We start from the raw sequence: 26420 nt of genomic DNA on the forward strand, positions 1-26420 counted from the left end.
ATCGGCGCTTCGATGCGAGATACCGCAGCCGCGATCGTCCATAACCGACCGAGTACAGCTGACCTGATTCCGTGGTCAGCCCTGTCAGAGGATCTGTCTCGGTCGGATTGAAATCCTCTACCTTCTGCCGACATTCCCACAATCTTTCACACGAGTGGTTATATTTCGCCAATTCCGACCGTTAGTTCAGTGAGAAGGTTTATACTGACATACGCGACTGTGTCCACCATATGGCACCTGAGAAAACAACAGCGAATACCGATATCGAATCAGTCACCACCGAACCGGATCGACAACGCACAACGCCGAACGGTACCGACGGGCCGACGTCGGCGACGATCGCAGCGACGAGACAGGTTTCGGATGCCACCGTCGGAGACGGAGACCGCTGGAACACCCTCACGATCATCGGTCAGGGGAGCCCCTCGAGTTTCGAGCTCACCGTCGACGGCGAGATAGAATTGACCGACGGCGACCGGGACGAGGACGTGACGATCCTCTCTGGATCCACGGTCGAAGGGACGATCGAGACCGGAATGGTGTCGTTTCGCTTTACCGGCGACTTGACGGACGTTACCTTCGTCGACCGCGGAATCACGGGCCAGGAACCGGCGACGACGCCGAACGTCCACGTCGATTACGGCGTCTCGGAGCAGTCGTAGTTGCCCCCTGCTCGAGCGACGATCAACACAGTCATGTGGCGCGATCCCCTCGATTCGGTACCGACACTGGCTCCGTGGAGGGGAGCGAAGCGTACACCCATGGACGACTCCACAATTGACGCAGAATCCGACACCGACGCCGAACCGGAGGCCGAATCACAACCCGACACCGACGCCGAACCGGAGGCCGAATCACAACCCGACACCGACGCCGAGTGGATGGAACCCGCGGACAGGCCGATCCTCGAGTTGCTGGAGTCGGACGAAGACATCTTCGAACCGAACCAGATAGACGATGAGGGGATCTGCCCCGCTAATTACGCCGCCTATCGGTGCCGCGAGATGACCAAGTACGGACTCCTGGAGAAGCTCATGCCCGGTTTCTACGAGGTGAGCGACCTGGGCGAACGGTATCTCGCGGGCGATCTCGATCCGAGCGAATTGGAGCCAGACGGGTAGTTACGAGATCGATGCGGGCGGGCGTCGCTCGTCGCTCGGCTCGTCCGGATCGTCCGCGGACTCGTGCGTACGGGTCAGAAGGTGCTCGAGGTCTCGATCGCCGAGTAGCGCGTCGATCACGTCGCTCGCCGCGGGCGCGTACAGCGGCCGATTGTCGTTACCACAGCGAGCGTCCATGAGACAGGCGGGACACCCTTCGTCGCGCCCGCAGGGACAATCGGACATCAGATCACGAGCGCGGCGTGCGACCGCCTCGTACTCCTCGTAGATGCGGCGTGAAAACCCGAGTCCGCCCTCGACGCCGTCGTAGATGAACCAGCCGCTCGTATCCGACGCGTCGGGGAGCCGATTCGTCGCGAGGCCACCGAGATCGGACTCGTCTACCGTCAACTCGAGGGGGGCGACGGCGATCATCGCGTGTTCGATCGCGTGAATCCCACCGAGGTAGCCGTGAAGCCGCGGTGGCAGGTCCTCGCAGTCGTCGTTGGTGTAGTCGCTGTGGTCGTCCGTCACCGCGCGTTCGACATCGTCCGGCACTTCGGCCCAGCACAGTTGGGTCCGCATCTCGAGCGGCGGGACGCCGGTCTCGAGGCCGACGGCTCGGACGTCGCCCGAACCGATCTCCCGTTTCATGAACGTGTCGTGGTGGACCGTAACGGTCCCGTACCCCCAGTTGAGCCGAAACGGGCCGACCTCGCGTGACTCGCGGACCTCGGTGTCGTAGATCGTCGTCCGATGCTGTGACTGCGTGTAGTAATCGACGTCGACCGACTCGAGTTCGACGTAGGGCTGGGGGCGATCTTCCCGGAGATCAACGACTTCGTACTGATCCCCGCGATACAGGACCGTCGCCCCCTCGTGGTAGTCTCGATAGGCGCGTGCCCGCCCGATCGGTTGGTGATCGAACGTGTCCTCGCCGGCGAGCCGTACCTCGAATGCGTTACCGCCCGAGGCATAGAGACTGATATCCCCTTGCGGCCGGTCGCGATGTGCGTAGGTCACCCCGCCCTCGAGCGCCCCCTCGAAATCGCCCGTCCGTCGACCGTACTCGACGGCTCGCTCGAGTCGGTCGACACCGCCGAACAGGGACGCATCGTCGCGGCGCAGCGGCAATTCCTGGGCGGCACAGCGCAGGTGTTGTAAGTACACCGGGTTGTTTGCGAGGTCGACGACCGCGCTCTCGGGGTCTTCCTCGAGGAGGTACTCCGGATGATGCAGGATGTACTGATCGAGCGTCGCGTGATCGGGGACGAACACCGAGAGGGTCTCGCGCTCGCCGCGACCCGAGCGGCCGATCCGCTGCCAGAACGACTGTCGGGTACCCGGATACCCCAGTAGGACGGTGCCGTCGATCCCACCGACGTCGATGCCAACCTCGAGCGCGCTAGTCGTCGCGACGCCGTCGAGCTGACCGCTCTTGAGCCGGGACTCGGTGCCGCGACGGGATTTCTTGCCGTGACCCGCATTGTACGCAGCGAAGTCGGCGCTAGTCCCGTATGGGAGGGTCGGATTCTCGAGGTACTCTCGCGCGCGTCCGACTGCCAGTTCCGTCTGTTTGCGGGAATCGCAGAACAGCAGCGAGGGAACGCCGTGATAGCAGCAGTGGGCCCAGACTTCTGGGGCCTCGACCGTCGCGGGACGTTTGCTCGGGGACCATCCCCCGGTGGCAGCACCGTCCTCGCCGTTTCCGGCGACACCGGTACCACCGTCATCCTCCGCCGGTGGGTCCCAGAACACGAGGCTTCGCCGACCGCTGGGTGAGCCGTCCTCCTCGATCACCGTCGCCGGTTCCCCGGTCAGAGCGCGGGCGTGTTCGGACGGGTTTCCGATCGTCGCGGTCGTCAACACGTACTGCGGGTCGCCGCCGTACCAGTCGATCACTCGCCGCGCTCGCCGGAGAATCCAGGCGGCGTGCATCCCGCTGATTCCCGTCCACGCGTGGGCCTCGTCGATCACGACCAGCGAACAGTTCGCGTGAAACGACGCCCAGCGGTGGTGGCCCTCGAGATAGTGGTTCAATCCCGCGAAATTCGTGATGACGACGTTCGCCTCCTCGCGAATCCGGGCTTTCTCCTCGCGTTTCGTATCTCCGTCGTAAACGCCGACGGTGACGTCCAGTCCGAGCGTATCGAAGAGATCGTTGAGTTCCCGTTCCTGATCACGGCTGAGCGCCTTCGTCGGATAGACCAGTAGCGCTCGGACGTCAGGGTTCTCGCGGTACCGCCGTGCGATGTGTAACCCGTAGACGTACGTCTTCCCCGAGGACGTCGAGGTGGCGACGCAGACGTTCTCGCCGTCGGCCAGTGCCGAAAGCGCCGACGCCTGATGGCTCCAGAGGTCGATCCCAAGCTTCGCGGCGAGGTTCGACGGCAACACCTCTCGAGCCGGCACGTGGGTGGGCGGCTCGGCCGGCAGCGTAAACTCCTCGTGGATCTGTCCGTGATAGCGATTCCGAGGGTAGCTCTTCCGAAGCTCCTCGCCGGTTAGCGCGAGACCGCCCGATTCGGTGGTACCGTCTCCGTCGATCGAATCCGCTGTGCTGTCCTCCGCCCTTCCCGGCTCCGTTCGGTCGTCGTCTGTAGGCATGGTCAAAAGTCTGCGAGTCCCGTTTGCGTCGTCCCGTCGCTCGGTGACCGACCTGGGTCCCCAGCGTTTCCGGTCGTCTCGACGGGAGCGTTCTCTATGGCGTCGTAAACCGCAGCCAGTTCGCGCACGTCCGCCTCGCAATACGTCCGCGCGGCGTCCCAGTCGATGGACGGTACTGCCGCGTCCCGGTCGTCATCAGGTCCGGTAGCCGGTGTGCCCGTCTCCTCGAGCAGACGGCGAATTCGTTCGGCGAGCGACTTCCCGTCGAGAGCTGCGGCCGGCCCCGATCGATCGCGTCCCAGTGCGTCGGCGACGGCCTCGAGCCGATTCGTTCGACCCGGAAGAACGGCGTTATCCCGTCTCACGGCCCAGTCGTAGAGGTCGTAGGTCGATACGTTCTCGGCCCAGTACTCGCGATACTCGGGCGCGTAACGTGAGATGAATCGCTCCAGGTGCGGGTAGTCGAACGCGTGGCCGTTCCACGCGACGAGCGACGGGCTCTCGTACTCGGCGGCCAGCCACGAGACGAATTTGCGGGTCGCTGCACCCGGATCGTCTCGAGTCGGCTCGGTGTCCACGAAGTCGACGTAGGCGTCGTCCACGGGATCGTAGACGCCGATCAACCAGAGTACGGTCGGCTGCAACCCGTCCGTTTCGATGTCGACGAATACCGGCGTCGCTCCCTGGGATGCCGGCGGAATCGGCTCGTCGGTCGGACGGATGACCCGCGATTCCGTGAGAGAGCGCGCGCTGTGAGCGATGTCTCGAGCCGTGGACGCGCCGATCCCCTCCACCGAGCGAAGCTCCGCCTCGGTCGCCTCGGCAACGGCTGTACGCGTGTCGTATCCGCTGGTCCGGAGTCGGTCCGCCGTCGTCGGCCCGACGCGAGAAAGCGCTTGCAGACCGAACCGGTCGGCGGGAACCGACGATACCGACACCGAACCCTCACGGTCGCAGGTAAGACAGGCGAGTTCGGGCCCACCGGATCGCCGCAGGGGGGCCACACCTCGGACTGGAAGCCGGACCGGGTCGCCACCGACGGTCGCTGCCCAGACGTGATCGTAACTCGCTTCGAGCGCCCCGGTGAGAAACGTCGTCGGGCTGTCCGCTCGAGACTGGTAGCGGGCGATGACGTCGCAACCGTCGAGTGACGCCGAAAGCGCCACGGCGTCGGTCGTCGGCCTGAGGTCGTCACAGACGACGAAATCGGCGTTCGACGGATCGACGGAGCCGTCGGGAGCCGCCTCGATGCGATTCAGATCCTCGAGCAGCGATGCCGTCCCCGAAAACGCAAACGAAACGCCAGCCACCGTCTCGGTACGAACGTCGGCCGAGCCGCCCGCGAAGACGACCGGCCCGTCGAATGCTCGGCGAATGCGACTGACAACTCGGATGTCGGAACGGTCGCGAGCGACGTAGACGAGGTCGGGGTCGAAGTACTCGAGCACGTCGCGGAGCGCCGTCGCCTCGAAATCGGCGACAGCGTCGCAACGGAGTGCCAGTAGCTCGGCACCCATGCCCGCAGTCATAGCGAAGGAATGCGCGTGGGTAGCCATAAGCGTTCATGGACTCGAGCGGGTGGCGGCAGCGTACGAACTCGAGCGACGGACGACAACGAAGGGGGACCGAAACGAGCACTGTTGCGTGACAGCGAGAACCGAGCGCGATTGCGTGACAGTGAGCGCCGGAGAGCGGAAATCGATCACGAGTGACACCTGGAGACGCGTGAGCAAGCAGATCCAGAAGGCCCAGTAGATAAAGATCGTTACGCCGTCTCGATGGCGTCGGGAACGTGTTCTGCCAGGAATTCTGTGACGGCGTCACCGCCCTGAAATCCGTCGGCCAATCGTGCGCTCTCCGCCCCATTTTCGAACAGAATCAGCGTCGGCACTGACCGAACGTCGAATCTATCGACGAGTTCGATATCGTCCCCAGGATTGACCATGCCGATCGTAACGTCCGTCGCGCGGGCGACGTTTCCCAGTACAGGTTCCATCGCCTGGCACATCGCACACCCGCTGGTGTAGAACTCCACGAGTGCCACGTCGTGGGTTTCGACGAAGGCGTCCAGGTCTGTTCCGGTCTCGAGCCTGATCGGTTTCTCTGTCGTAGTCATGTCGTTGCGTACGATCCGTTTGCGGAAAGCGGTGACGGACGTCTGTTCGGCGAGCTGAACGGATCGATCACCACGACCGATTCGACCGCTGTCTTCCTCGAATCGTCACAGGCGGAGGGGGCGAACTTCCTCGAACCGTCACAGGCGGAGGGGGCGAACTTCCTCGAACCGTCACAGGCGGAGGGGGCGAACTTCCTCGAACCGTCTCAAGCGGAGGGGGCGAATTTACCAGGAACCGATGCAAAAGCACCACCGGCCACCCCTCCCCTTCGTTTCGGTGCGGTGCTCCTCGATCAGTCAGTGACGACGTACTCGGGTCCAGCCCGGTCGACGAACCCCGACCTAGAAAGCGAGTTCAGGACGCTGAGGACGTCGAGCTTCTTCATCGCCATTATCTCGCTCAGCTCTTCGACCGTTGCACCGTCAGCCGCATCGAGGTACATATACACAAGCTTCGCTCGCGCCGACTCGAGGTCGTCGGGAACCGGGTCGAGGTTCGTTGCAAGACGGCGTTTCTGCGAGGACATTGTCATCATGACGAACGCTGCCCTCCCAGTTAAATTTACAGTCGAGTGTGGATTACTGAATACTAGGTCTTAAACGGAGGCGCGTCAGCACGTCACAGTCCGTACCGATCGACCGGTTCGAAACGAGATATTTAGGCGGCTCGTCAGCCAAACGGCGAACATGTCCGCGGACGAACGACCGACCATGCCGGTCGAACTCGAGCGACCAGAGCGCGACGCAATTCGAGAACTCGAAGACCGAGATCCCGCGACGCTTCGGGCGGCCGGGCGATATCTCACCGCGCTCGGGTCCTGGAAAGAGCGGCGAGATACCGATCGAGACGGAGCAGAATCGACGCCGGTGGACGCTGAGTCAGACGAGTTTCCGGATGAGGTTCCCGAGCGAGCGAGCGTCTCGGTGACCGAGATCGGTGGGACAGAATACTGCTACTACCAGTGGCGAGAGGGCGACGAAATTCGGTCGGAAACGGTGAGGCGATAGCACAAACGGGCATTCTGACAGTTGAAATGGGACTCACGCCTCGTCCCTGTCCGTTCGAATGGACGACCTCAGCTGGTTCGCCGACCGACCATCCGTATCATCACCGAGCAGTCGGCAGAAAACGATGCGTCAGCCCTGAAGGCACTCGTTGCCCGCTGGTTCGAACTCGAGCAACTGTGTAACGCCTCCGTCACCCGTTGCGGTCGTGTCAGCATCTTCGTCGCATATCGAACTGGAAGCGGCTACGGGAGTCCACGACGAACTCGAGTCGATCGTCAGTGACCGTATATGACTGCGATTGCCACCGAGAGACGAATCGGCGTCTTCGACCGATGTCATCACACCGAATCGTACGGTCCGAGTCGCGTCCCATCCAGCAGGTAGGCGTCCCCCTCCGACAGCCCGGCGGGGAGAAACGGCGAGAGAAACGATTGTCCCGTCACGTTGACCCACGTCCCGCCGACGAGATCGTTGAACGCAGGAACGACGACCACCCGCGGCGGCGTTTCGCTCGCTCGCTCGAGCCACGATACGTCCTCGTACTCGGAGCGATCACGAAACGGGGCTGGATCGAACCAGCCGCGGAGCCAGGCTCGCTCGACGCGATTGCCACCGACTTCGTCCTCAAGTTTTACACACGGGTGTTCGTGGCCCAGACAAACGACGTCGCATTCGAGAACCTCCCTCGAGGGCCACGTGTGGCCGTGACAGACACCGATGTCGTCGAGCGCGACACCGTCGCCGGGAACGACGTCGATGTCGTCGATATCAGTGAGCCACGTTTCGATGCGACCGTCGTGGTTACCTTTGACGACAGTGATCGACAGGTCGTCGGGGGTGGACTCGAACAGCACCTCGAGTTCGCCGCGTTCGGCCCCGCCAGGGTCCCCAATCGAATGCATGAGATCGCCGAGGACGACCAGTCGATCGGGTCGTGTGCGCTCGAGCAGGGAGCAGAGACGCTCGCGTCGCTCAGGTGCGCGGCTCGGAACGTCGATACCGCGTTCGTAGCGTAACCCTGCCTCGTAACCAGCGTGGTAATCGGCGACGAGAAGGGCTCGATGGGAGCCGATCGTTGCGTGGGCAGCCGGTTCTCCGGGAATGGGTTCGACGAGCGGCGCTGTCGACGTCGGCGGCTGTGAAGCCGTCTGACCCGACCGATCCGACCGACGGGACTCGTCTTCCATCGTGGAATTAGATCGCTTTCAGCGTCTCGTCGTCGGGTTCGTAGCACTGTCCGCCCATCAGTGCATCCTGGATCGCGTCCTCGACCTCGTCGGTGGACGCTCCGGTGTCGGCGGCGACGGTTTCGATGACCTCACCTCGATCAGCGCCGCTTCCGTCGTCGAGTTCCGCCATGGTTTCGACGACGTAGCTCTCCAGATCGACGGCAGCCGGTTCATCGTCTCCCGGTTCGTCGTCAGTTTCAGTCCCGACATCGCCGTCGGTCTCAGTCCCAACATCGCCGTCGGTCTCAGTCCCGACATCGCCTGCTGGGTCGGCTTCGGCCGCGGAATCAGCGTCCTCGATAGACCCGGGCTTCTCGGCTTCGTCCTCGATCGGCTCCGACTCGTCTGGGCCGGTCGGCTCGTCGGCTTCTGCATTCACGGGTCCGGAGTCCGACGGTGCATCGAGGTCGTCGTTCACCGGTTCGTCCGAGTCGAACGCGTCGATGTCGGCTGCACCGGGATCGTCGACTTCGCTGCCTGTCGTGAACTCGGCACCGAACTCTTCCTCGAGTTGTTCGCGTTCCTCGTCGTCCATTTCGTACATTCCGTCGTCGGCGGCCCCGGCATCGAAGTCGCCGAGTTCGTCGCCGTCGTCAGCGCCATCGACAGCGATTTGTTCGTCGTCCGCGTCGGACGTGGACCCGACCTCGGGTTCAGGAATTTCCGAGTCCGCATCGGCCGAAACCGAGTCCGCAGTGATCGACTCCGGGTCCGCAGCGGTCGACTCCGGGTCCGCATCGGTTGACTCCGGGTCCGCAGCGGTCGACTCCGGGTCCGCATCGGTTGACTCCGGGTCTGCAGCGGTCGACTCCGGGTCCGCATCGGCCGTCGGCGACCCCGGCTCGGGGTCGGAGCCCTCTGCGGGGGGCGTCTCGTCAACATCGGCCGTCGGTTCCGCAGCGGTTCCCTCGGCCGACCCTGTGCTGGGCTCGGTACTCGTGGGGTCGGTCACAGGGTCGGTATCGGCGGTCGTTGATCCGGACTCGCTGCTTGTAGCCGTGCCGGCAGCGGAACCGGAGTGTGCCTCCGCTGAAGCCGCTTGCGTGTCGCCGCTTGCCGTAGCCGCAACCGGTTCCGTCTCGGCTGCCCCCGATTCTGGGTCGACACTCGCCTCGAGTGCGGCGAGATCGACGTCGGTGAGGTCGGTGAGCGAGGCGACGGTCGCTTCGTGTTCCGGACTCGTATCGCCGGGTGAGACGTCGAATCCGTTTACCTGATCGCGCTGGCCGGCGACGACTTCGCACGCCTCGAGTGCACACGCGCGTAACGCTGCGAGGTACGACGGCGTCGTGGCGTAGTGATCCTGTGCGAGCGGAATCCCGGCCGCAAAACCGGGTTCCACACCGGCTTCGAGAAGAGCGTCGGTCAGGGCGTCGCCGCTCGCATCCGATTGAGCGGCCGCCGCGTAGGTACCGATGCGCTCGAGCGTCTGTTCGGCCGCGCTGACGACCCAGCGGTCGCGGGTGTCGGCGTCGACTGTGGCGATGCTCTCGGGCCGAATCGACGTGTAGACCCGATCCGAATCCTCGGGCTGGAATGTTCTGGCTTTGCCCGTGACGGCGACGAATGCGGGCGGTTCGGCTTGCTCGAGGAAGGCCAGTTCGTCCGGCTGGTATTGGCCGGCGTAGACGACGAAGGCGCCAGTCGGATCGACGAGCCGAGCGCGGACCATTTCGTCGTTGACCGATGTGACTTCGGTGAGCGTGCCGACGGCAAAGACGCGATTGAGCCGCGCACCGGTCGGCGAGATCACGTAGTTCGGAGCGCGTTCTTCGTCGCTTTCGGCGTACGATAGCGACGCGTCGTCGTATTCGGTCGCGAACAGTCTGTAGGCGATCTCTCGTCCGGGTATCTCCTCGTCGCTGTTTTCGTTTTCGTTTGCGCTCATCCGTTCACCTCCTCGAGGACGGCCGTCGCACGAGAAGCGGGATCGTCATCGCTTTCCTCGAAGGTCTGGGCGTCTACGTTTGCGCCGTATTCGTCGACCGAGAGGTGGCCGCGTACGCGGTATTCGCGGCCGACGATGCGGTCGCGGATCGTATCCGCGACAACCTCCTGATCCATGGCTTCTCGGGCCTGTTCGAGCGCGTCGTCGAGGGTGCCGCCGTAGACCCGTTCGGTTAACTCGTCGTCGAGGACGACGGTGACGGTGCCGGTGCCATCGTCGAGGATCGCTTTGACGCGCATGTCATCGATCCCGTCGACGTCGCCGTGGGTCCGACATTGTCCTTTCTGTATGACGCGATAACACTCCGGACAGCGCTGAATCAGACCGGACCCTTCCCGAACGGCGAGTACGTTGCCGCTTACTTCGACGTCGTAGACGCCACCCGTCCGGACCGCTTCGCCAACCTCCATGCTCGATGTATCGCTGCCGACGTCGATCGCTCGGTCGAGTCCGGTGACCGTCGAGAACTCGGAGACGTTGACTTCGGGGACGCCCCTGAACTCCTGAACGTAGGCGTTCTCGATCCGGACCGTGCCGCCGTCCTCGATCTCCGGCGCGGGCTCCCAGTTCGTAAACGGGAGTCGCCCACTCTCGTCGCCGAAGACGCCACTCAGGATGTCCGTCTCGCCGTCGCGGCCGTCGATCGTTTTGCGCTCGCACTCGAGGACGGCTACCTCGATCGTCACTGCGCGGTCGCCCGTTCGCAGAGCGGCTAGCTGGGCGTCGCCGCCAATATCGTGGTGCACCTCGAGCGACTCCTCCTCGAACGAGAGCGAGGTGCTCTCGCCGAGATTGAGTTCGGGATCGCCGTCCCACTCGCGAACGCCGGCGTTTCCGGCAGTGATCGTGTCGCCCGGAGAGAGGCCGAAATCCTCCCACGCCGTATAGTCGATAGCGCCGGTCTCGTCGGCCAGCCGGCCTTCGACGATGACGTGATCCTCCCCCTGATAGCGGATCGATCGTTTGCCCGCCGTCAGGACGACGCCGGAAACGGTGACGCTTCCGTCTTCGGGCGTGATTTCGGCGATGTCCTTCGCCGACGGCTTTGTGCCACCGCCACCACTGGAACCGTCGCCGTACTTCCGTCGGAGACTCTGCTTTGCTTCGTCGATCGGAACGCTGTACTCCACCAGGTTCTGCAAGTCGGATGTGACCTCCTCTTTGTCGACACCGAGGTCGGAGGCGAGATCCTCGGCATGATCGTCGAGTTCCATCACTTGCCTTTCGAGTTAGGGCTTAAAAAGCGTTCCCGCAGGGCGGTGAAAGTGAACCGTCGAGTGACCGATCGACCCGTTCTCGTACAGACCTGTCGCCAGACAGGTGGAAACTCCCGCTCACTCCGAACTGATCACCCGAAACCGATACTGCGGTGGCGCACGCTGTGTCGCGGTGAGTCACTGATGAACCGTGGCCCAAATCAGCGCGAGGAATGAGTGAGGGAACGAAGTGACCGAGCGAATCAGCTGGGGAAGGCGTGGCGACTCCGTGTTTCCAGCCTGAACAGAACGCTCTGTGTCGTTCCGTTTCCTCTTTCAAGTAGACAGATAGATAGATAGATAGTAACCCAATTCTGGTATACAGCGTCTCTCTCGCGGGTGAACCGACGGATTCGGCATGCGCGTATACGCCACTACCAAATGTCGGTTTGTCCATTTCAGACCGCAATAGCGACCGCTCGCGGTTGTTGGAAAGACGGGGTAGGTCAGTCAGGTGAACACACACGTGGAAACCACGTGTGCTGAAAGGTAACTGTCTAACCGTGCCGTCTACATCCCTCTCACTGCTATCACTACAAAACCCCTCCGGTACACGGATCCGGTGAGTGGCAGATCCCTCGAGGATCGTCGTTCGCCGATCGTCGGAGTCGGTATCGAGCGATACGTGGCACGGACTACACAGACGGCAGTACGGTCCGGTGTCAGGGACGCGGTGCCGCCTTCTGCAGCGCCGTTTCGGCGATGTTCCCGCCGTAATCGGCGCTTCTGGATAGCGAGTCGACGATCAGGCCCAGCGACTGGGCCTGTACCGGTTCGAGGTCCCGAAGCATGTCGTCGATCTGCCGAGTGTGTTCGTCGATATCGAGGATGGCTTCGCGTGCGTCGTGACCGAGCCGATTCGCCTCGTCGGAATCGTCGGCGAACAGCGCATCCATCGACTTCTCGAGAATGGTAGCGGCAGCCGATTGAAGATCCTCGAGCGCCTCGGCGACCGATTCGGGAGTCTCGTCGAGTTTCAGCGCCAGGTTGCTGATTTTCGTCGCGTGGTCGGCGACTCGCTCGAGTTGGCGAGCGCTCGAGTGGAAGTCGAAGCAGTCTTCGCGCGGAACGCCGAGTTCTTCGGCCGCACGCGGGGAGCGGAGGGTCGCGCGGAAAATTCGCGAGACGACCAGCCAGAGGCGGTCGACATCGTCGTCCCGTTCGATGACGTCGTGGGCGATATCGTCGTCGTTCTCGATCAGCGACCGAACGGCGTCCTCGAGCATCGCTTGCGAGATCAACCGCATGCGCGTGACGGCGTTGACGATCGACAGCTCCGAGGAGTCGAGCAGGTCCTGAATGACCACGCTGTCGGTGGTCTCCTCGAGCACCTCGACGCCGACCAGTCCCTGGGTCGCGCTGCGAATCGCCCGTCGCTGGTCCGTCGTAATCCGCCCCGCTTCGAGCCTGATGATGTCGAAGCCGCTTACATACATCGTCATCACGGCACGGGTCAGCCGTTCGCCCTTGAGGTTCGAGACGTCGAGCGTTCCTTCCTGTCGATTCGTCTCGCTCTGGGGCGTTAGCAGGAGGGCGTCGTCTTCGGGATAGAATTCGACGGTCGTTCCGGCGCTAACGTCGTTTTCGGTCGCCCACGTTTTCGGAAGTGAAACCGTATACGTTGACCCGCCGGTCACCTGTACCTTTCGCGTCTCCATAGAGCGTGGTTTCAACCGCACGAATATAAATCTACGTGGATCTATAGAGATATAGCAGACCAACCGTACGATCGGTTGTATAGGGGCTATTTACCTCTCGTTATCGATCGGATATAACCGAGTACTACCGATGAAAACGGTACGCAAACGGATCATATATAGCATTCGAAGGTTTCCTATCCCTCCACTTCGAAGCCGATACCGGCCTCACGATTAGCCGTGTAGCCGAAACTGGCGTCGTTTTATCGGCGTCACGACCAGTTGTGGTGGGGACCTCGAGTTGTCAGTAGCTCCGGCCGCCCGCTGGCGAGACCGGTCACTGAATGTTTTTCCCATCAATCGAGTACGCTCCATCGATGATTGACAAGGTACCGCTGACCTGGCTTCCGAGAAGAACAGTGTCCGATTCGAAATGATGGCCCCCGGATCGTCGAGATGTGATTTTGCTGTGATCTAAGCGGGGGCTACGTTCGCGATCGCTCATACCATTCGAGGAAGCCGTACTATATAGAGATATGTTCCAACAGATCAATATATATGGCTCATAGCATGCCTTTTTTATACCGTCTCGAATCAATCTCGTGATGGCAGACAACAAGTTCGGACGCGACGCAGTATCACGACGGAAGTTCATCGTCGGAACCGGTGCGGTCGGTGCTGTCGCAGCAGCCGGCTGCCTCGGAAGCGCTGACGGGAGTAGCAGTACCGGACCGCTAACGGCAGACGGTTCCTCTACCGTCTATCCAATTACGTCCGACGCGGCGTCCTTCTGGAACTCCAACCACCCCGCTGACGACGGCGAGTACTGGGGCTCCAACTCCGAAGGCACGGCGCCCGGCTACGACGAGATCGACAACCCCGACGACAAGAACCTCGCCGATTACTGGGCGGACCTCTACGGCTTCGAGCCCAAGGACGGCGCCGCGCCCCCGTTCTCGGTCAACGTCGGTCTCAGCCACTCCGGTACCGGCATCGAGAAGGTCGCCAACGAACAGGTTGACATTGGGGACGCCAGTTCGAGCGTCGCCGACGAGCTCCCCGACGCTAGCCAGGAAGAGCTCGACAAGTACACTGACCACGTCGTCGCGCGCGACGGCCAACCCGTCGTCGTGAGCAAGGAAATCTGGGACAGCGGCGTCGAGAAGCTGACCGGTGATCAGGTCCGCGCGATCTACACCGGCGAGATCACGAATTGGTCCGAGATCGATCAGTACTCCGGCCCCGACAGGGAGATTCAGGCGGTCGGCCGCGCGGTCGGCTCCGGTACGGACACGGCGTTCCGTGCCAACATGCTCGGCGACCCCGAGGCCGAGATGAGCGTCGACGTCCGCAAGGGCCAGAACCAGCAGGTCCAGACGACGGTCGCTGACTCCGACAACGCCATCGCGTACATGGCGCTCGCGTTCGTCGACATGGACCGCGTCCCCGCGATCTCGCTCGAACTCGACGGGACGACCTACACGCTCGGCGAGAACCTCGGCTCGAAGGACTACCCGCTCTCTCGCGAGCTCCACTGCTACACCTACGAAGGGACGAGCAAGAAGGAGGCAGCCTTCATCAACATGCTGCTGAGCGAGTTCGGTCAACTCCACTTCGTCAAGCCGAACAACTACTTCATGCTCCCGCCCGAGGAGCGCGACGAACAGCGCTCGAAGCTGCCCGAACAGGAGAACTAAGTCGCGGCTCAGTGCAATCACCGATATTTTATGTCAACATCAGAACTACACCGACAACTGAAAGACCGCATCGGGGTCGAGTCGGCCGACGACGCGGTCGTACCCCTGGGAGCGGTGGGAGCGGTGTGCCTACTCGGGTCGGCCGTCATGTTCTTGATCGGGTCCCCATTTACGGCGCTGCCCCTCGCGGGGTTCCTGTTCACGGTGGCGTATGGACTGTACGAGTACCAGGCGGCCACGGCGAAAGCGCTGAGTTTTCTCGCGACGATCGGTACCGGAGCGATCCTCGCGCTGATCACGATCTACCTGATCGTCGAGGCGCTGCCAGCGATCCGCTTCATGGGTGCGGAGATGTTCACGGCCACCTCCGAGCCGATGTGGCGCACGCGCGGCGAGGAGATCTACTCGCTTGTCCCGATGATGTGGGGGACGCTCGTCACGACGGTGCTTGCGATGCTGATCGCCGGCCCGCTCGGCGTCGCAGGCGCGCTGTTCATCAGCGAGATCGCACCCGACGCCGTCCGCGAGGTCGTCAAGCCCGCCGTCGAGACGCTCGCCGGGATCCCCTCGATCGTTTACGGGTTCATCGGTTTCACCATCTTGAACGACTACATGATGGAGAACCTGGAACTGACGACGTCCGGCAGCCTCGTCATCGTGGGCATGGTCGTCGGCCTGATGTCGCTACCGACGGTCGTCTCGGTCGCGGAGGACGCCATCGCGAGCGTGCCAGAGTCGATGAAAAGTGGGTCACTCGCGCTCGGAACGACCGACTGGCAGACCACCAAGAGCATCACGATCCCCGCTGCATTCTCGGGCGTCTCCGCCGCAGTGCTTCTCGGCGTCGGTCGTGCCGTCGGCGAGACGATGGCCGCGACCGTCATCCTGGGCCACGCCCAGCGGCTCCCCGACCCGCTGTACGACGTCTTCGGCAACACCGAGACGCTGACCAGCCTGATCGCCAGCCAGTACGGGGTCGCCAGCGGCACGCACATGAGCGCACTGTTCGCCGCCGGCGTCGTGTTGTTCGTCAGCGTCACCGCGCTGTCAATCTGTTCACAATATATTGAACGACGTATGAAGCACCAGCTACAGGGTGAATCATGAGCGGGGAGACCGCCTCCCGTACGACCACACCGGGAGTCGACACGTTCGACCGCGTTGCGCTCGGCATCGTCGGGATCGCTATCGTTACGTTCCTATTCGGCTGGACGACGCTGTTCGGTCGCACGAGCCCCGACACCGCCGTCGCGGGCTTTTCGCTGTTCACGTTGTTCGGCGTCGTGTTCCTGCTGGCGGGCGTCGGACTGATCGTCTCGGGAATCGCGTCGTACGCCGACACCTTCGAGACGACCGCCGACCGGTACACCGGATTCGGCACCGGCGTCGCGTTCGGCGTCGTCGGCTTCGCGACCGGCGGTCTCGTGTCGACGATCCTGTTCGGCATCGGCGCGACGGGCAGCGTCCTCGCGGGGCTGGTCGTCGCGCTCGTCACGACGCTCGGCGTCGCAGTGCTCCCGGAAGACCTCGGCACGACTCTTCCGGTCGGCCTGCTCTCGATCCTTTGGGGCGCGCTGCTGGTCGGCGGTCTCGTCGATGCGAGCTGGTTCTGGAACCCGCCGTCGCTCGAGGCGACGTTCCACGCTCCGATCTTCGTCCCGTTCGCGACCATCGCGCTCAGCCTACTCGTCGCCTGGAGCGGCGCTATCGTCGCCGAAGGCTTCGGCAGTCAGGGCCGCCAGAACGGCGCGTACCTGCTGATCGGCCTGAACGCATTCGGCATGATCGCGGTGCTCCTATTACTGATCCTCTTCGTCGTCCGGAAGGGACTGCCGAAGCTTCTCGAGGGCGCGCAGTTCGGTCCAGGGCTGAGCATCTCCGTTCCCTTCCTCACGAAGGGCGTCATGCTCGGCCAGCAGTACAACGGCATCTTTCCGGCCATCGTCGGCACGGTCTGGCTCGTGATCGGCGCAGTGGTACTTGCGGTTCCGATGGGGATCGGTGCCGCCGTCTTCCTCACGGAGTACGCAGAGCAGGGCCGGTTCACCGCGGTCATCGAAACCGCAACCAATGCGCTGTGGAGTACGCCCAGTATCGTCTACGGCCTGTTCGGCTACGCGTTCCTCGTGCCCCGGTTCGGCAACAGCAACTCGCTGCTCGCAGGGATGATGGTTCTGGGCTTCATGCTGTTGCCTCTTGTCGTCATCACAAGTCGGGAGTCGATCAAGAGCGTCCCCGACGAGTACCGCGACGCCAGCGCCGCGCTCGGCGTCAATCAGTGGCAGACGATCCGGAGCGTCGTACTCCCGGCCGCGATGCCGGGCGTCGTGACGGGCGTGATCCTCGGCGTGGGCCGGATCGCAGGTGAGACGGCGCCGATCCTGCTCGTGACGAGTGGCCAACCGTTCCCCGCCCGCGCGCCGAACATCCTCGGCACTTTCCGATTCGTCGCGACGCCGCCGTTCGTCGAGAACGAGGCCCTGTTACAGGCCTCGAGCGCACTCCCGTACCAACTGTACGCTGTCATCACCGCCGGCGTCGGCCAGGAGGAGGCGTTCGGATGGGGAACCGCTCTCGTACTGCTACTGGTGGTGCTTGGATTTTACGCAGTCGGCATCGCCTCGCGGATCTATTTCAGGAGGAAGCTACGCCAATGAGCAAACAGACAGCAACGCGGAAGAACGGGGAACAGAAATCAAACAGCCTCACGGTCGACGCCGAGACCGACGAGCGACTCGTCGACTCGTGGACCGACTACGAGTTCGACGGCGAGGCCGCCATCTCGGTCGAGAACCTCGACGTCTACTACGGCGACGACCACGCCATAGACAGCATCTCGATGGACATTCCCGAGCAGAGCGTGACGGCCCTGATCGGCCCGAGCGGCTGCGGAAAGTCGACGTTCCTTCGGTGTCTCAACCGGATGAACGACCGGATCGACAGCGCCCGAGTCGAGGGAGCCGTCGAGATCGACGACGAAAACATCTACGAGGGCGACACCGATCTGGTGAAGCTCCGGAAGACGGTCGGGATGGTCTTCCAGAGCCCGAACCCGTTCCCGAAGTCGATCCGAGAGAACGTCTCCTACGGGCCGCGAAAACACGGCGACGTGAACGTCGGCCTGTTGGGCCGCCTGCTCGGAAACGACGACCGGACGGTCGAGCAGGAGATCGTCGAGCGCTCGCTCGAGCAGGCGGCGCTGTGGGAGGAGGTCTCCGACCGACTCGACGATAACGCACTCGGACTCTCGGGCGGTCAGCAACAGCGCCTGTGCATCGCGCGCTGTCTCGCCGTCGATCCCGACGTGATCCTGATGGACGAACCAGCGAGCGCGCTCGACCCAGTTGCGACCGCCAAGATCGAGGACCTCATCGAGCAACTCGCCGAGGAGTACACCGTCGTGGTCGTTACCCACAACATGCAACAGGCCGCGCGGATCAGCGACCAGACCGCCGTGTTCCTCACCGGCGGCCAGCTCGTCGAGTACGACGAGACCGAAAAGATCTTCGAGAATCCCGAGAGCGATCGGGTCGAAGACTACGTCACCGGGAAATTCGGGTAATGGCCCGCGAGAGGTACCGGGAGCGCCTCGAGCGTCTTCGCGAAGCGGTCGTCGCGATGGGTGATCTCGTCTACGAGCAACTCGACGACGGGTTGACCGCGCTATTTACCGGCGATCTGTCGCTCGCGCGGGAGGTTATCGCCGGAGACCGAACCGTCAATCATCGCGCCCACGAGATCGAAAACGAGTGTCTCGATCTGCTGGCACTCGAGCAACCCCTCGCCGGCGATCTGCGAATCGTCGTCGCCGCGTTCAAGATAGTCACCGACCTCGAGCGCGTCGGCGACCTCGCGACGAATGTGGCGGAGTACGCATTGACTGCGACGGCGTCGTCGACGCTACCCGACGTCGATTTCGAGCGGATCTCGGCGCTCGCATTGGAGTTGCTCGAGCGGTCGATCGAAGCGTTCGCCGCGGAAGACCCGTCGGCCTGTTTCGCAGTTGCCGATCGTGACGACGAACTCGATGCCCGTTGTGCGGGCGTCGCCGAGCGCGTCGTCCGAATCTGCATCGATCTCCGCGTCGAGAACATCGATTCGGTCGCTTCCTCGACAGTCGAGGCCGGGTCTGTCGCCAGTCAGCCGATGCGCGATATCCTCGCCGACGTGTCGCGGACGCTGGTAATCGTTCGCGATATCGAACGCGTCGGTGACCACGCCGTGAACGTCGCGGCCCGGACGCTGTACGCCCTCGAGACCAGCGACGAGCTGCTTTTCTGACCGTATACGCGGGTGATCACGTTGTTCGGCACCGAGGATAGCAATCGGTTCGTCGGACCAGCGGCCGTTCTCTTCGGGATAGAGAACTGTGTGTCCGATCGTGCCTCCATCGATCGCTAACCGGTCTCCGAACCATTCCCCTGCGTGTTCTTTCCCGACCGACACGTAATGCACACCGACTGCACCGCGACCAACGTCGGCGACACCGACCACCGCAGCGTACGTCGCTACAGGGACGCCACCATCGTCCGAGGACCGAGGACTATCAGAAGAGATGGAGTACTTCCGTTACGATTCCTACGCAAAGAACGCGAATCACGCCAAGGACCTACTATCAAAGCCACAGCTGACGATGCTGAGCCGAGCTGACCCTCCCAGGTGACCGAGATGGGAACGTACCCGATGGTTCGACCGCTCTTTGAATCTTCGTCCGAGGGAACGCTGCAGCGAGAAGTCGGCTCAGCACTCGTATTGGTTCTCGAGACCTCGACTACGGACTGCACCGTCGAGATGATCACCCCGCCTGCTCGAGCAGGGGAAGCAAGCGATGAAGGGCCGCACTCGAGGACATCGGAGCACAGAATCGTTTACGATCCGTTTTCTTCGATCTATAATCTATCGGGCGTCGCGATGTGAAGTGAACGCCATTCCGCCCTCACCGCGACGAGCGGCGACCCCTCCTGGCAGACGGTGTTAGTTGACCAACACTGAAACGCACGGTTGATGGTCCTTTTGGGACCGAGCAAGTCTATATATACAGAACTCGATACCCGGTATACCGGAGGCATTGAAATCGGGCGGCTCGCTTCTGAGAGTGTTGAAAGTCAACTATTGGCATACGTATCCGTTTGACGCGCATTCGGGGCTTCTCACTGCAGCGATTCTCGCTCCGTTCGAAGATACATATCGCTATATAGTGATCATAGTAGTGTACTTACCTACTCTGTGGCTTCGATCAGGTGATGTCGAGAGATACCACGGCGTCCCTGCCGACCGGCCTGGGTCGGCGGGAGTTCCTCGCCGCGGCGAGCGTTGGCCTCTCCGGGGGGCTCGCCGGCTGTACCGGCGTCTTCGCCGCAGAGGGAAAACAGGTAAACATCGCGGGGAGCAGTACAGTGTTTCCCGTGACCGAGGCGGTCGCCTCCGCATTCTCCGAAGAAAATCCAACCGTCAACCTCTCGCTCAGTAAGACCGGGACGGGCGGTGGATTCGGGAACTTCTTTTGTGCGGGTCGGACCGATATCAACAACGCGAGTCGGTCGATCGCCGACGCCGAAGTCGAACAGTGTGGAGACAACGATATTACGCCGATCGAACTGCAGGTCGCGACGGACGCACTGACGGTCGTGGTTAATCCGGACGCGGACTGGGTCAACTGTCTCACCGTCGAACAGTTGCAGCAGATCTGGAGCGCTGACGGTGTGGACCGCTGGAGCGATCTCAACGAGGAGTGGCCCGACCAGGAGTTCGAACTGTACGGTGCCGCAACGACCTCGGGAACGTTCGACTACTTCAACGAGGCCATCCTCGGCGAGGAGTTGAACCACCGAAACGACTACTACGCGACGGAGCGCGATCGCACGATCGTCCAGGGGGTTCGCGGGGACGAAGCCGCGATGGGGTACTTCGGCTTCGCGTACTACAGCGAGAACCCGGACACGATCAAGGCAGTCTCGATCGACAACGGAAACGGCTGCGTCGAGCCGTCGATCGAGACGGCAAAATCGGGCGAGTACAAACCACTCTCGCGCCCGCTGTTCATCTACGTCGCGAAGGAGTCGCTCGCGAAACCCGCCGTCAGGGATTTCGTTCGATTCTACATGAAACGAGCCGCAACGGATCTGGTCTCCGACGTCGGGTACGTGCCGATCACCGAGGAACAGCGCGACGAAAACCTCGAGAAGCTCGATGCGAAGATCGAGGAGGTGACCGGATGAGCGCGCCCGACTTCTCACACGACGGGATCCGCACAGCCCGTGGGACGGCGTTTCGCTACCTCTTCATGATCTGTGCATTGCTGTCTATCCTCACGACGGTCGCGATTCTTCTGACGCTCCTCGTCGACGCGGTCGATTTCTTCAGGATCGTTTCGCCCGTAGAGTTCCTCACGGGCACACAGTGGAGCCCGACGAACGAGCCCGTCTCGTTCGGCGTCCTGCCGCTGATATCCGGCACGTTGATTATTACGATCGGTTCGGCGATGGTGGCGCTTCCGATCGGCCTCCTGACCGCGATTTACCTCAGCGAGTACGCCTCCGAGCGCCGTCGTGCCTATCTCAAGCCCGCGCTCGAGGTGCTTGCCGGCGTCCCGACGGTCGTCTACGGCTACTTCGCGCTCGTGTACGTCACACCGGTGCTGGATACGTTCCTTCCCCTATCGACGTTCAACGCATTATCGGCGTCGATCATGGTCGGAATCATGATCATCCCGATGGTCTCCTCGATCAGCGAGGACGCGATGAGCGCGGTGCCTGACTCGCTGCGCCAGGCCAGTTACGGCCTCGGTGCGACGAAGTTCACCGTCTCCACATCGGTCGTGGTGCCGGCAGCGCTGTCGGGAATCTTCTCGTCGTTCATCCTCGCGCTCTCGCGAGCGATCGGCGAGACGATGATCGTGGCGATCGCCGCCGGACAGACCCCGCGAATGGTCGACCTGACCGATCCGGCGGGGATGTTCCTGAACTCGATCCAGCCGATGACCTCGGCGATGGTCCAGATCGGTACGGGGGATATCGTCGGCCAGGGCGCTGCGTACAAGAGCCTCTTTGCGGTCGGGCTGACGCTGTTCGTCATCACCTTTGCCATGAATCTCGTCAGCGAATTGATCGCCTCGCGGTATCGGGAGGTGTATCGCTGATGGCGGCCGATACCTCCGACGATTCGGCCGCCTCCGGATTCGGCCAGATCAGCCGGTCGAAAGATGTCGCATTTCGACTGCTCGCGTTAGCGGCAACGCTCATCGGCATCGTCTCGCTCGCGGCGTTGCTTCTGAACGTGGCCATCGACGCCGTCGGCTGGCTCGACTGGGGATTCCTCACGAATCCGCCGCATCCGAATCCGAACGAGGCCGGGTTCCTGCCCGCTCTCGTCGGCTCCATCGCGATCATGCTCCTGATCGCGTTGATTACGTTCCCGGTCGGCGTCGGAGCCGCAGTGTACCTCGAAGAATACGCCAACGACGGGTACCTCACGAGGTTCATCCAGCTCAACATCGCGAACCTCGCGGGGGTTCCATCAGTCGTCTACGGGCTACTGGGTCTGGGGTTATTCGTCGGCCTGCTGAACATCGGCTACGGGTCGGTGCTGGCGGCGGCGTTTACGATCGCCCTGCTCATCCTGCCGATCGTAATCATCTCGGCTCAGGAGGCGATCCGAGCGGTACCCGACTCCCAGCGACAGGCGTCCTACGGAATGGGCGCGACGAAATGGCAGACGATACGGAACGTGGTTCTGCCGCGGGCGATGCCCGGTATTATGACCGGAACGATCCTCGCGCTCGGTCGTGCGATCGGCGAGACGGCGCCGCTGATCATGATCGCCGCACCCACGACCGTCTTCGGGATCCCTAATAGCCTCCTCAGCAAGGTCAGCGCCATGCCCTTGCAGATCTACAACTGGGCATCGTACCCACAGACGGAGTTCCAGTACGGCGTCGTCGCCGCTGGCGTCGTCACGCTGCTCGTCGTCCTCCTGACGATCAACTCGATCGCGATCATCATCCGGAACCGATATCAACAGCGCACCTGACAATGAGTAACAATCAGATGACTTCCTCGGAAACGGAACCGACCGACGACCAATCTGCCCCGACGCCGGGCACAGACACCCTCACTGACAGTACCGACGCCGGCGCGCGAACAATAACGGATCGAACGCTGCTCGAGGCGCGTGACCTAAGCGTCTACTACGGGGACGACCGGGCCCTCGACAGCGTCGACATCGAAGTTCCCGAGAAACAGGTCACGGCAGTCATCGGACCGTCAGGCTGTGGGAAATCGACGTTCCTCCGGTGTATCAACCGAATGAACGACCTCGTAGACACAGCCCGCGTCGACGGCGAACTGCTGTTCGATGGCAAGAACGTCTACGACGACGACGTCGATCCCGTTGCCCTCCGTCGGAAGATCGGGATGGTCTTTCAGTCACCGAACCCGTTCCCGAAATCGATCCGCGACAACGTCGCCTACGGACTCAAAGTCCAGGACAAGGACGACAACGTCGACGAAAAAGTCCACACTGCGCTCGAGCGAGCGGCCTTGCTCGAGGAGGTTGAGGATCAACTCGACTCGAGCGGGCTCGACCTTTCGGGCGGCCAGCAACAGCGGCTGTGTATCGCGCGGGCGATCGCGCCCGATCCGGACGTGATCCTGATGGACGAACCGGCGTCGGCGCTCGACCCCGTGGCAACCTCGAAAATCGAGGACCTCATCGAAGACCTCGCCGAAGAGTACACCGTCGTCATCGTCACGCACAACATGCAGCAGGCGGCTCGGATCTCCGACAAGACGGCGGTGTTTCTCACCGGCGGGGAACTCGTCGAGTTCGACGACACCAGCAAGATCTTCGAGAACCCCGAACACGATCGCGTCGAGGACTACATCACCGGCAAGTTCGGATAATCGAAAGACGACCCGTTTCGGGGCTCGTTTTCGCCGACACCGACGCCTCGTTTTCGCCGACACCGACGCCTCGTTTTCGTCGTCACTGTCGTTTCTACGTGCCGCAGCGAATCAGATCTGAAAACCACTGTAACCGTACGTTACTGTCTGCAAAGCCGTTTAGTGACGGATACTGTCCATGCGGTTTATCTGACGACATCGCGTGTTAGTACGACACATGGTAGCCGACGGTGTCCACATCTTGCTTAGTCTGGCACTGGTCATGATCACCTTTCGATCTCGACGACCCGAACCGTACTTCGTCACCGCGCTCGCCGCCGCCGTTCCCGACATCGACGTCATCGTCTTTCACCCGCTGATCGATCTCGGCTATGTAGAAGGCGCCCTGTGGGTTCATCGAGGATTGACGCACTCGCTGGTGGGCGGGATCGTTATCGTCGGTCTTCTCTCCGCGTTCGGACCCTGGCGGGCCGCAGCCATCGGATTCGGCTCGCATATCGTCCTCGATTTCATGACCGGCGGTGTCCGGCTGCTCGCCCCGTTCGATGCGGCGCTGTACGGGGTGTCCTACGACTGGATGCTCATGAACTTGCTGACGTCAACCTTCGCAGTTACCGTCCTTCTCAGCGGCATGCTCGTCGCAAAATACGAATTCAGGGCGCAGATTCCGTCGAATCCGCCGGAACCGGTACTCGAGTGGCTCCAGTAACGGCCGTCGATGAGCGCACGACACGACCCGCGAGTGACGGAGTCGGTCTCCATTGCGACTGCGCGTGATACCGTTACTGACGGAGATCACGTCCCGACGGTCGAGCATCGAACCATGTCCATCAAAGGAGTCGTCTACCACGACGAACACGACGTTTCGATAGAGAAAATCGACGAGCCGGACCTGCAGAGTCCCAACGAAGCGATCCTCGAGATAACCACGACCGCGATCTGCGGCTCGGACCTGCGCATGTACGAAGGGCGGGCGGGTGCCGACGAGGGGATGGTATTCGGCCACGAAATAATGGGAACGATCGAGCAGGTCGGCGACGGCGTCGAATCGCTCGAGCCCGGCGATCGAGTCGTCCTTCCCTTCAACGTCGCCTGCGGATTCTGCAAGAACTGCGAAGAGGGCCACTACGGGTACTGTCTGAACGTCGCGGACCCGCCGGGCGGCGCCTACGGGTACGGACAGATGGGGCCGTACCAGGGCGGACAGGCCGAGAAAGTCCGAGTGCCGTACGCTGACTTCAATGCGCTCAAACTGCCCGAGGGCGACGAACACGAGGAGGACTTCATTCTGCTGGCGGACGTTTTTCCGACGGGCTGGCACGGCACCGAACTGGCCGACCTCCAACCCGGCGAGTCGATCGTCGTCTTCGGCGCCGGTCCCGTCGGTCTGATGGCCGCCTCTAGCGCGAAGCGCAAGGGTGCTTCGGAGATATACGTCGTCGACCGCGTCGAGAGTCGTCTCGACCTTGCCAAAGAACACTGCGACGCGACGCCGATCAACTTCGAGGCGGCCTATCCGGTCGAGGGGATGACGGACGCCCACGGTGGTCCAGTCGACAAGGGAGTCGACGCGGTCGGCTACCAGGCGATCGCGGGTGATCGGGAAGGCGACCACCCCTATGACCCCAAACGAGAGGACCCCTCGTACGTGATCAACCACCTGATAGAGGCGGTGATGGCCGGCGGAAAGATCGGCATCGTCGGTCTCTACACCTCGCAAGATCCGAACGAACCCGACCACGTCGACGAGCAAGGCGTTTTGAACGTCGAACTCGGCCGAGCGTTCGAGAAGGGATTGTCGTTCGGCACCGGTCAGTGCCCAGTAAAACGGTACAACCGCCGGCTACGGGATATGATCGTCTCCGGGCGTGCAGAACCGAGCTTTCCGATCTCCCACCGCGTCTCGCTCGAGGATGCTCCCGAGATGTACGAACGCTTCGACAAGCGCGAAGAGGGAGTCACGAAGGTGTTGCTTTCACCGTGACGCCCGCATCGCCATACCGTGCGTGGCTTTCTCCCCGCACCTTCCCCGCCCTCGAGAGCCGGCGATTCCGATGGTCGACGTCGGTCCGCTGACGAACGATCGATTCGCAGCCGACGTCCGCTAGACCGTCTCGATCGACGACGAAAAACCGATGAGCAGATGGCCCGTCGGTCGTGTGACATACCCTCAGTACTGCGGTGAACACAAGCTATATCTTCGCCCGCAAAGGTGCGTGAACCATGGCCAGAAAATCGTATCAGGAGAAACTCACGGAGCTTCGTGAGAACGTTCTCTACATGAGCGAAGTCGTTATGGAACGACTTCGCATGGGGCTGGACGCCCTGGAGCAAAAAGACGTAGAACTCGCCCACGAAGTGATCGAGGGCGACGGCGAAATTAACCGGATGTACCTCGACTTGGAGCAGGACTGTATCGACCTACTCGCGCTTCAGCAACCGGTCGCGAGCGACCTGCGGTTCATCGCCGCCTCGTTCAAAATCATCACCGACCTCGAGCGAATCGCGGATCTCGCGACTAATCTCGGCGAGTACACGATCGAGGCCGAACAGGACCTGTTCCCGGACGTCGACGTCCAGGAAATGGGCGACCTTACGCTCGATATGTTAGAGGACGCGATGGTCGCGTACGACGAGGAGGACACCGAACAATGTCGAAAGCTCGCGAACCGCGACGACGATCTCGATGCGTTCGCCGAACGTGCCAGCGAGATCGTCGTCCGGGACCTCATCGAGCGCGAACTCGAAACGCCCGACGAGGTGGAACTGTTGCTCCAGGACGTCTCACGGCTTCTGTTGACGATCCGCGACCTCGAGAGAGTCGGCGATCACACCGTCAACATCGCCGCGCGGACGCTGTATATGGTCGAAAACGACGACGAACTTATTTACTAACCTACTGTCCAGCCGAGACGCGATCGA

General features: G+C 62.3%; 25 protein-coding genes. 16 read left to right on the forward strand and 9 right to left on the reverse strand.

What is annotated here, in order from left to right; translation table 11 throughout:
* The first annotated feature begins 230 nt into the window (after positions 1–230).
* A complete protein-coding gene (locus tag HYG82_RS26960; protein ID WP_235217841.1) occupies positions 231–662 on the forward strand; it encodes a hypothetical protein in 432 nt (143 codons plus the stop codon).
* Positions 663–761: 99 nt separating this feature from the next.
* Positions 762–1121 carry a hypothetical protein gene (locus tag HYG82_RS26965; RefSeq protein ID WP_179260188.1) on the forward strand — a complete coding sequence of 120 codons (360 nt, stop codon included), beginning with the start codon at positions 762–764 and terminating at the stop codon, positions 1119–1121.
* On the opposite strand, the gene HYG82_RS26970 is transcribed toward HYG82_RS26965, so the two are convergent.
* Together HYG82_RS26970 and HYG82_RS26975 are read right to left on the reverse strand one after the other, a co-directional pair.
* Positions 1122–3707: a DEAD/DEAH box helicase gene (locus tag HYG82_RS26970; protein ID WP_179260189.1), complete on the reverse strand. Its 2586-nt coding sequence runs from the start codon at positions 3705–3707 to the stop codon at positions 1122–1124.
* Positions 3708–3709: 2 nt separating this feature from the next.
* A complete protein-coding gene (locus tag HYG82_RS26975) occupies positions 3710–5236 on the reverse strand; it encodes a ribonuclease H-like domain-containing protein (protein WP_179260190.1) in 1527 nt (508 codons plus the stop codon).
* Here HYG82_RS26975 and HYG82_RS26980 point away from each other — a divergent pair.
* On the forward strand, positions 5223–5462 hold the full coding sequence (locus HYG82_RS26980) for a hypothetical protein (RefSeq protein WP_179260191.1): 240 nt from the start codon (positions 5223–5225) through the stop codon (positions 5460–5462). The two genes, HYG82_RS26975 and HYG82_RS26980, sit on opposite strands and share 14 nt — an antisense overlap.
* 10 nt (positions 5463–5472) lie before the next feature.
* Here the strand turns inward: HYG82_RS26980 and HYG82_RS26985 are convergent, their stop codons facing one another.
* Complete coding sequence (locus HYG82_RS26985) at positions 5473–5823, reverse strand: thioredoxin family protein (protein WP_179260192.1); 351 nt, start codon at positions 5821–5823, stop codon at positions 5473–5475.
* Positions 5824–6116: 293 nt separating this feature from the next.
* The gene (locus HYG82_RS26990; protein WP_179260193.1) at positions 6117–6350 is read right to left on the reverse strand and encodes a MarR family transcriptional regulator; all 234 of its coding nucleotides are present in this window, start codon (positions 6348–6350) and stop codon (positions 6117–6119) included.
* A 160-nt stretch (positions 6351–6510) separates the two neighbouring features.
* Here HYG82_RS26990 and HYG82_RS26995 point away from each other — a divergent pair, with 160 nt between their 5' ends.
* Positions 6511–6831 carry a hypothetical protein gene (locus HYG82_RS26995; RefSeq protein WP_179260194.1) on the forward strand — a complete coding sequence of 107 codons (321 nt, stop codon included), beginning with the start codon at positions 6511–6513 and terminating at the stop codon, positions 6829–6831.
* A 129-nt stretch (positions 6832–6960) separates the two neighbouring features.
* On the opposite strand, the gene HYG82_RS27000 is transcribed toward HYG82_RS26995, so the two are convergent.
* The 5 genes from HYG82_RS27000 to HYG82_RS27020 all read right to left on the reverse strand — a co-directional run bounded on the left by HYG82_RS27000 (position 6961) and on the right by HYG82_RS27020 (position 12922).
* Positions 6961–7170, reverse strand: coding sequence for a hypothetical protein (locus HYG82_RS27000; protein ID WP_179260195.1), 210 nt, complete (start codon positions 7168–7170; stop codon positions 6961–6963).
* Positions 7170–8018: a metallophosphoesterase gene (locus HYG82_RS27005; RefSeq protein ID WP_179260196.1), complete on the reverse strand. Its 849-nt coding sequence runs from the start codon at positions 8016–8018 to the stop codon at positions 7170–7172. The genes HYG82_RS27000 and HYG82_RS27005 overlap by 1 nt, the downstream gene beginning before the upstream one ends.
* Positions 8019–8025: 7 nt before the next feature.
* The gene (locus HYG82_RS27010; protein ID WP_179260197.1) at positions 8026–9948 is read right to left on the reverse strand and encodes a hypothetical protein; all 1923 of its coding nucleotides are present in this window, start codon (positions 9946–9948) and stop codon (positions 8026–8028) included.
* Entirely contained in the window at positions 9945–11222 is a 1278-nt protein-coding gene (locus HYG82_RS27015; protein WP_179260198.1) for a Single-stranded DNA binding protein, read from the reverse strand. The genes HYG82_RS27010 and HYG82_RS27015 overlap by 4 nt, the downstream gene beginning before the upstream one ends.
* 704 nt (positions 11223–11926) lie before the next feature.
* The gene (locus tag HYG82_RS27020; protein WP_179260199.1) at positions 11927–12922 is read right to left on the reverse strand and encodes a phosphate signaling complex PhoU family protein; all 996 of its coding nucleotides are present in this window, start codon (positions 12920–12922) and stop codon (positions 11927–11929) included.
* Between the two features lie 584 nt (positions 12923–13506).
* On the opposite strand from HYG82_RS27020, the gene HYG82_RS27025 reads away from it, so the two are divergent.
* The 12 genes from HYG82_RS27025 (at position 13507) to phoU (HYG82_RS27080) (ending at position 26393) form a co-directional block, all read left to right on the forward strand.
* On the forward strand, positions 13507–14598 hold the full coding sequence (locus HYG82_RS27025) for a PstS family phosphate ABC transporter substrate-binding protein (RefSeq protein WP_179260200.1): 1092 nt from the start codon (positions 13507–13509) through the stop codon (positions 14596–14598).
* Positions 14599–14628: 30 nt separating this feature from the next.
* Positions 14629–15705, forward strand: coding sequence for a phosphate ABC transporter permease subunit PstC (gene pstC / locus HYG82_RS27030; protein WP_179260201.1), 1077 nt, complete (start codon positions 14629–14631; stop codon positions 15703–15705).
* Positions 15702–17255, forward strand: coding sequence for a phosphate ABC transporter permease PstA (pstA, locus tag HYG82_RS27035; protein ID WP_179260202.1), 1554 nt, complete (start codon positions 15702–15704; stop codon positions 17253–17255). Before pstC (HYG82_RS27030) ends, pstA (HYG82_RS27035) begins: the two co-directional genes overlap by 4 nt.
* Complete coding sequence (gene pstB / locus HYG82_RS27040; RefSeq protein WP_179260203.1) at positions 17252–18160, forward strand: phosphate ABC transporter ATP-binding protein PstB; 909 nt, start codon at positions 17252–17254, stop codon at positions 18158–18160. The genes pstA (HYG82_RS27035) and pstB (HYG82_RS27040) overlap by 4 nt, the downstream gene beginning before the upstream one ends.
* The gene (phoU, locus tag HYG82_RS27045; protein ID WP_179260204.1) at positions 18160–18879 is read left to right on the forward strand and encodes a phosphate signaling complex protein PhoU; all 720 of its coding nucleotides are present in this window, start codon (positions 18160–18162) and stop codon (positions 18877–18879) included. The genes pstB (HYG82_RS27040) and phoU (HYG82_RS27045) overlap by 1 nt, the downstream gene beginning before the upstream one ends.
* 962 nt (positions 18880–19841) lie before the next feature.
* On the forward strand, positions 19842–20816 hold the full coding sequence (locus HYG82_RS27050; RefSeq protein ID WP_179260205.1) for a PstS family phosphate ABC transporter substrate-binding protein: 975 nt from the start codon (positions 19842–19844) through the stop codon (positions 20814–20816).
* Positions 20813–21736, forward strand: a complete 924-nt coding sequence (pstC, locus tag HYG82_RS27055) for a phosphate ABC transporter permease subunit PstC (RefSeq protein ID WP_179260206.1) — start codon at positions 20813–20815, stop codon at positions 21734–21736. The genes HYG82_RS27050 and pstC (HYG82_RS27055) overlap by 4 nt, the downstream gene beginning before the upstream one ends.
* Positions 21736–22626 carry a phosphate ABC transporter permease PstA gene (gene pstA / locus HYG82_RS27060; protein WP_179260207.1) on the forward strand — a complete coding sequence of 297 codons (891 nt, stop codon included), beginning with the start codon at positions 21736–21738 and terminating at the stop codon, positions 22624–22626. Before pstC (HYG82_RS27055) ends, pstA (HYG82_RS27060) begins: the two co-directional genes overlap by 1 nt.
* 2 nt (positions 22627–22628) lie before the next feature.
* Positions 22629–23498: a phosphate ABC transporter ATP-binding protein PstB gene (gene pstB / locus HYG82_RS27065; protein WP_179260208.1), complete on the forward strand. Its 870-nt coding sequence runs from the start codon at positions 22629–22631 to the stop codon at positions 23496–23498.
* Between the two features lie 217 nt (positions 23499–23715).
* Entirely contained in the window at positions 23716–24207 is a 492-nt protein-coding gene (locus tag HYG82_RS27070; RefSeq protein WP_179260209.1) for a metal-dependent hydrolase, read from the forward strand.
* Positions 24208–24321: 114 nt separating this feature from the next.
* Positions 24322–25482, forward strand: coding sequence for a glutathione-independent formaldehyde dehydrogenase (locus HYG82_RS27075; RefSeq protein ID WP_179264389.1), 1161 nt, complete (start codon positions 24322–24324; stop codon positions 25480–25482).
* Between the two features lie 239 nt (positions 25483–25721).
* The gene (gene phoU, locus HYG82_RS27080; protein WP_179260210.1) at positions 25722–26393 is read left to right on the forward strand and encodes a phosphate signaling complex protein PhoU; all 672 of its coding nucleotides are present in this window, start codon (positions 25722–25724) and stop codon (positions 26391–26393) included.
* Positions 26394–26420: the final 27 nt, after the last annotated feature.

It is taken from the genome of Natrinema halophilum (assembly GCF_013402815.2).
Classification (GTDB): domain Archaea; phylum Halobacteriota; class Halobacteria; order Halobacteriales; family Natrialbaceae; genus Natrinema; species Natrinema halophilum.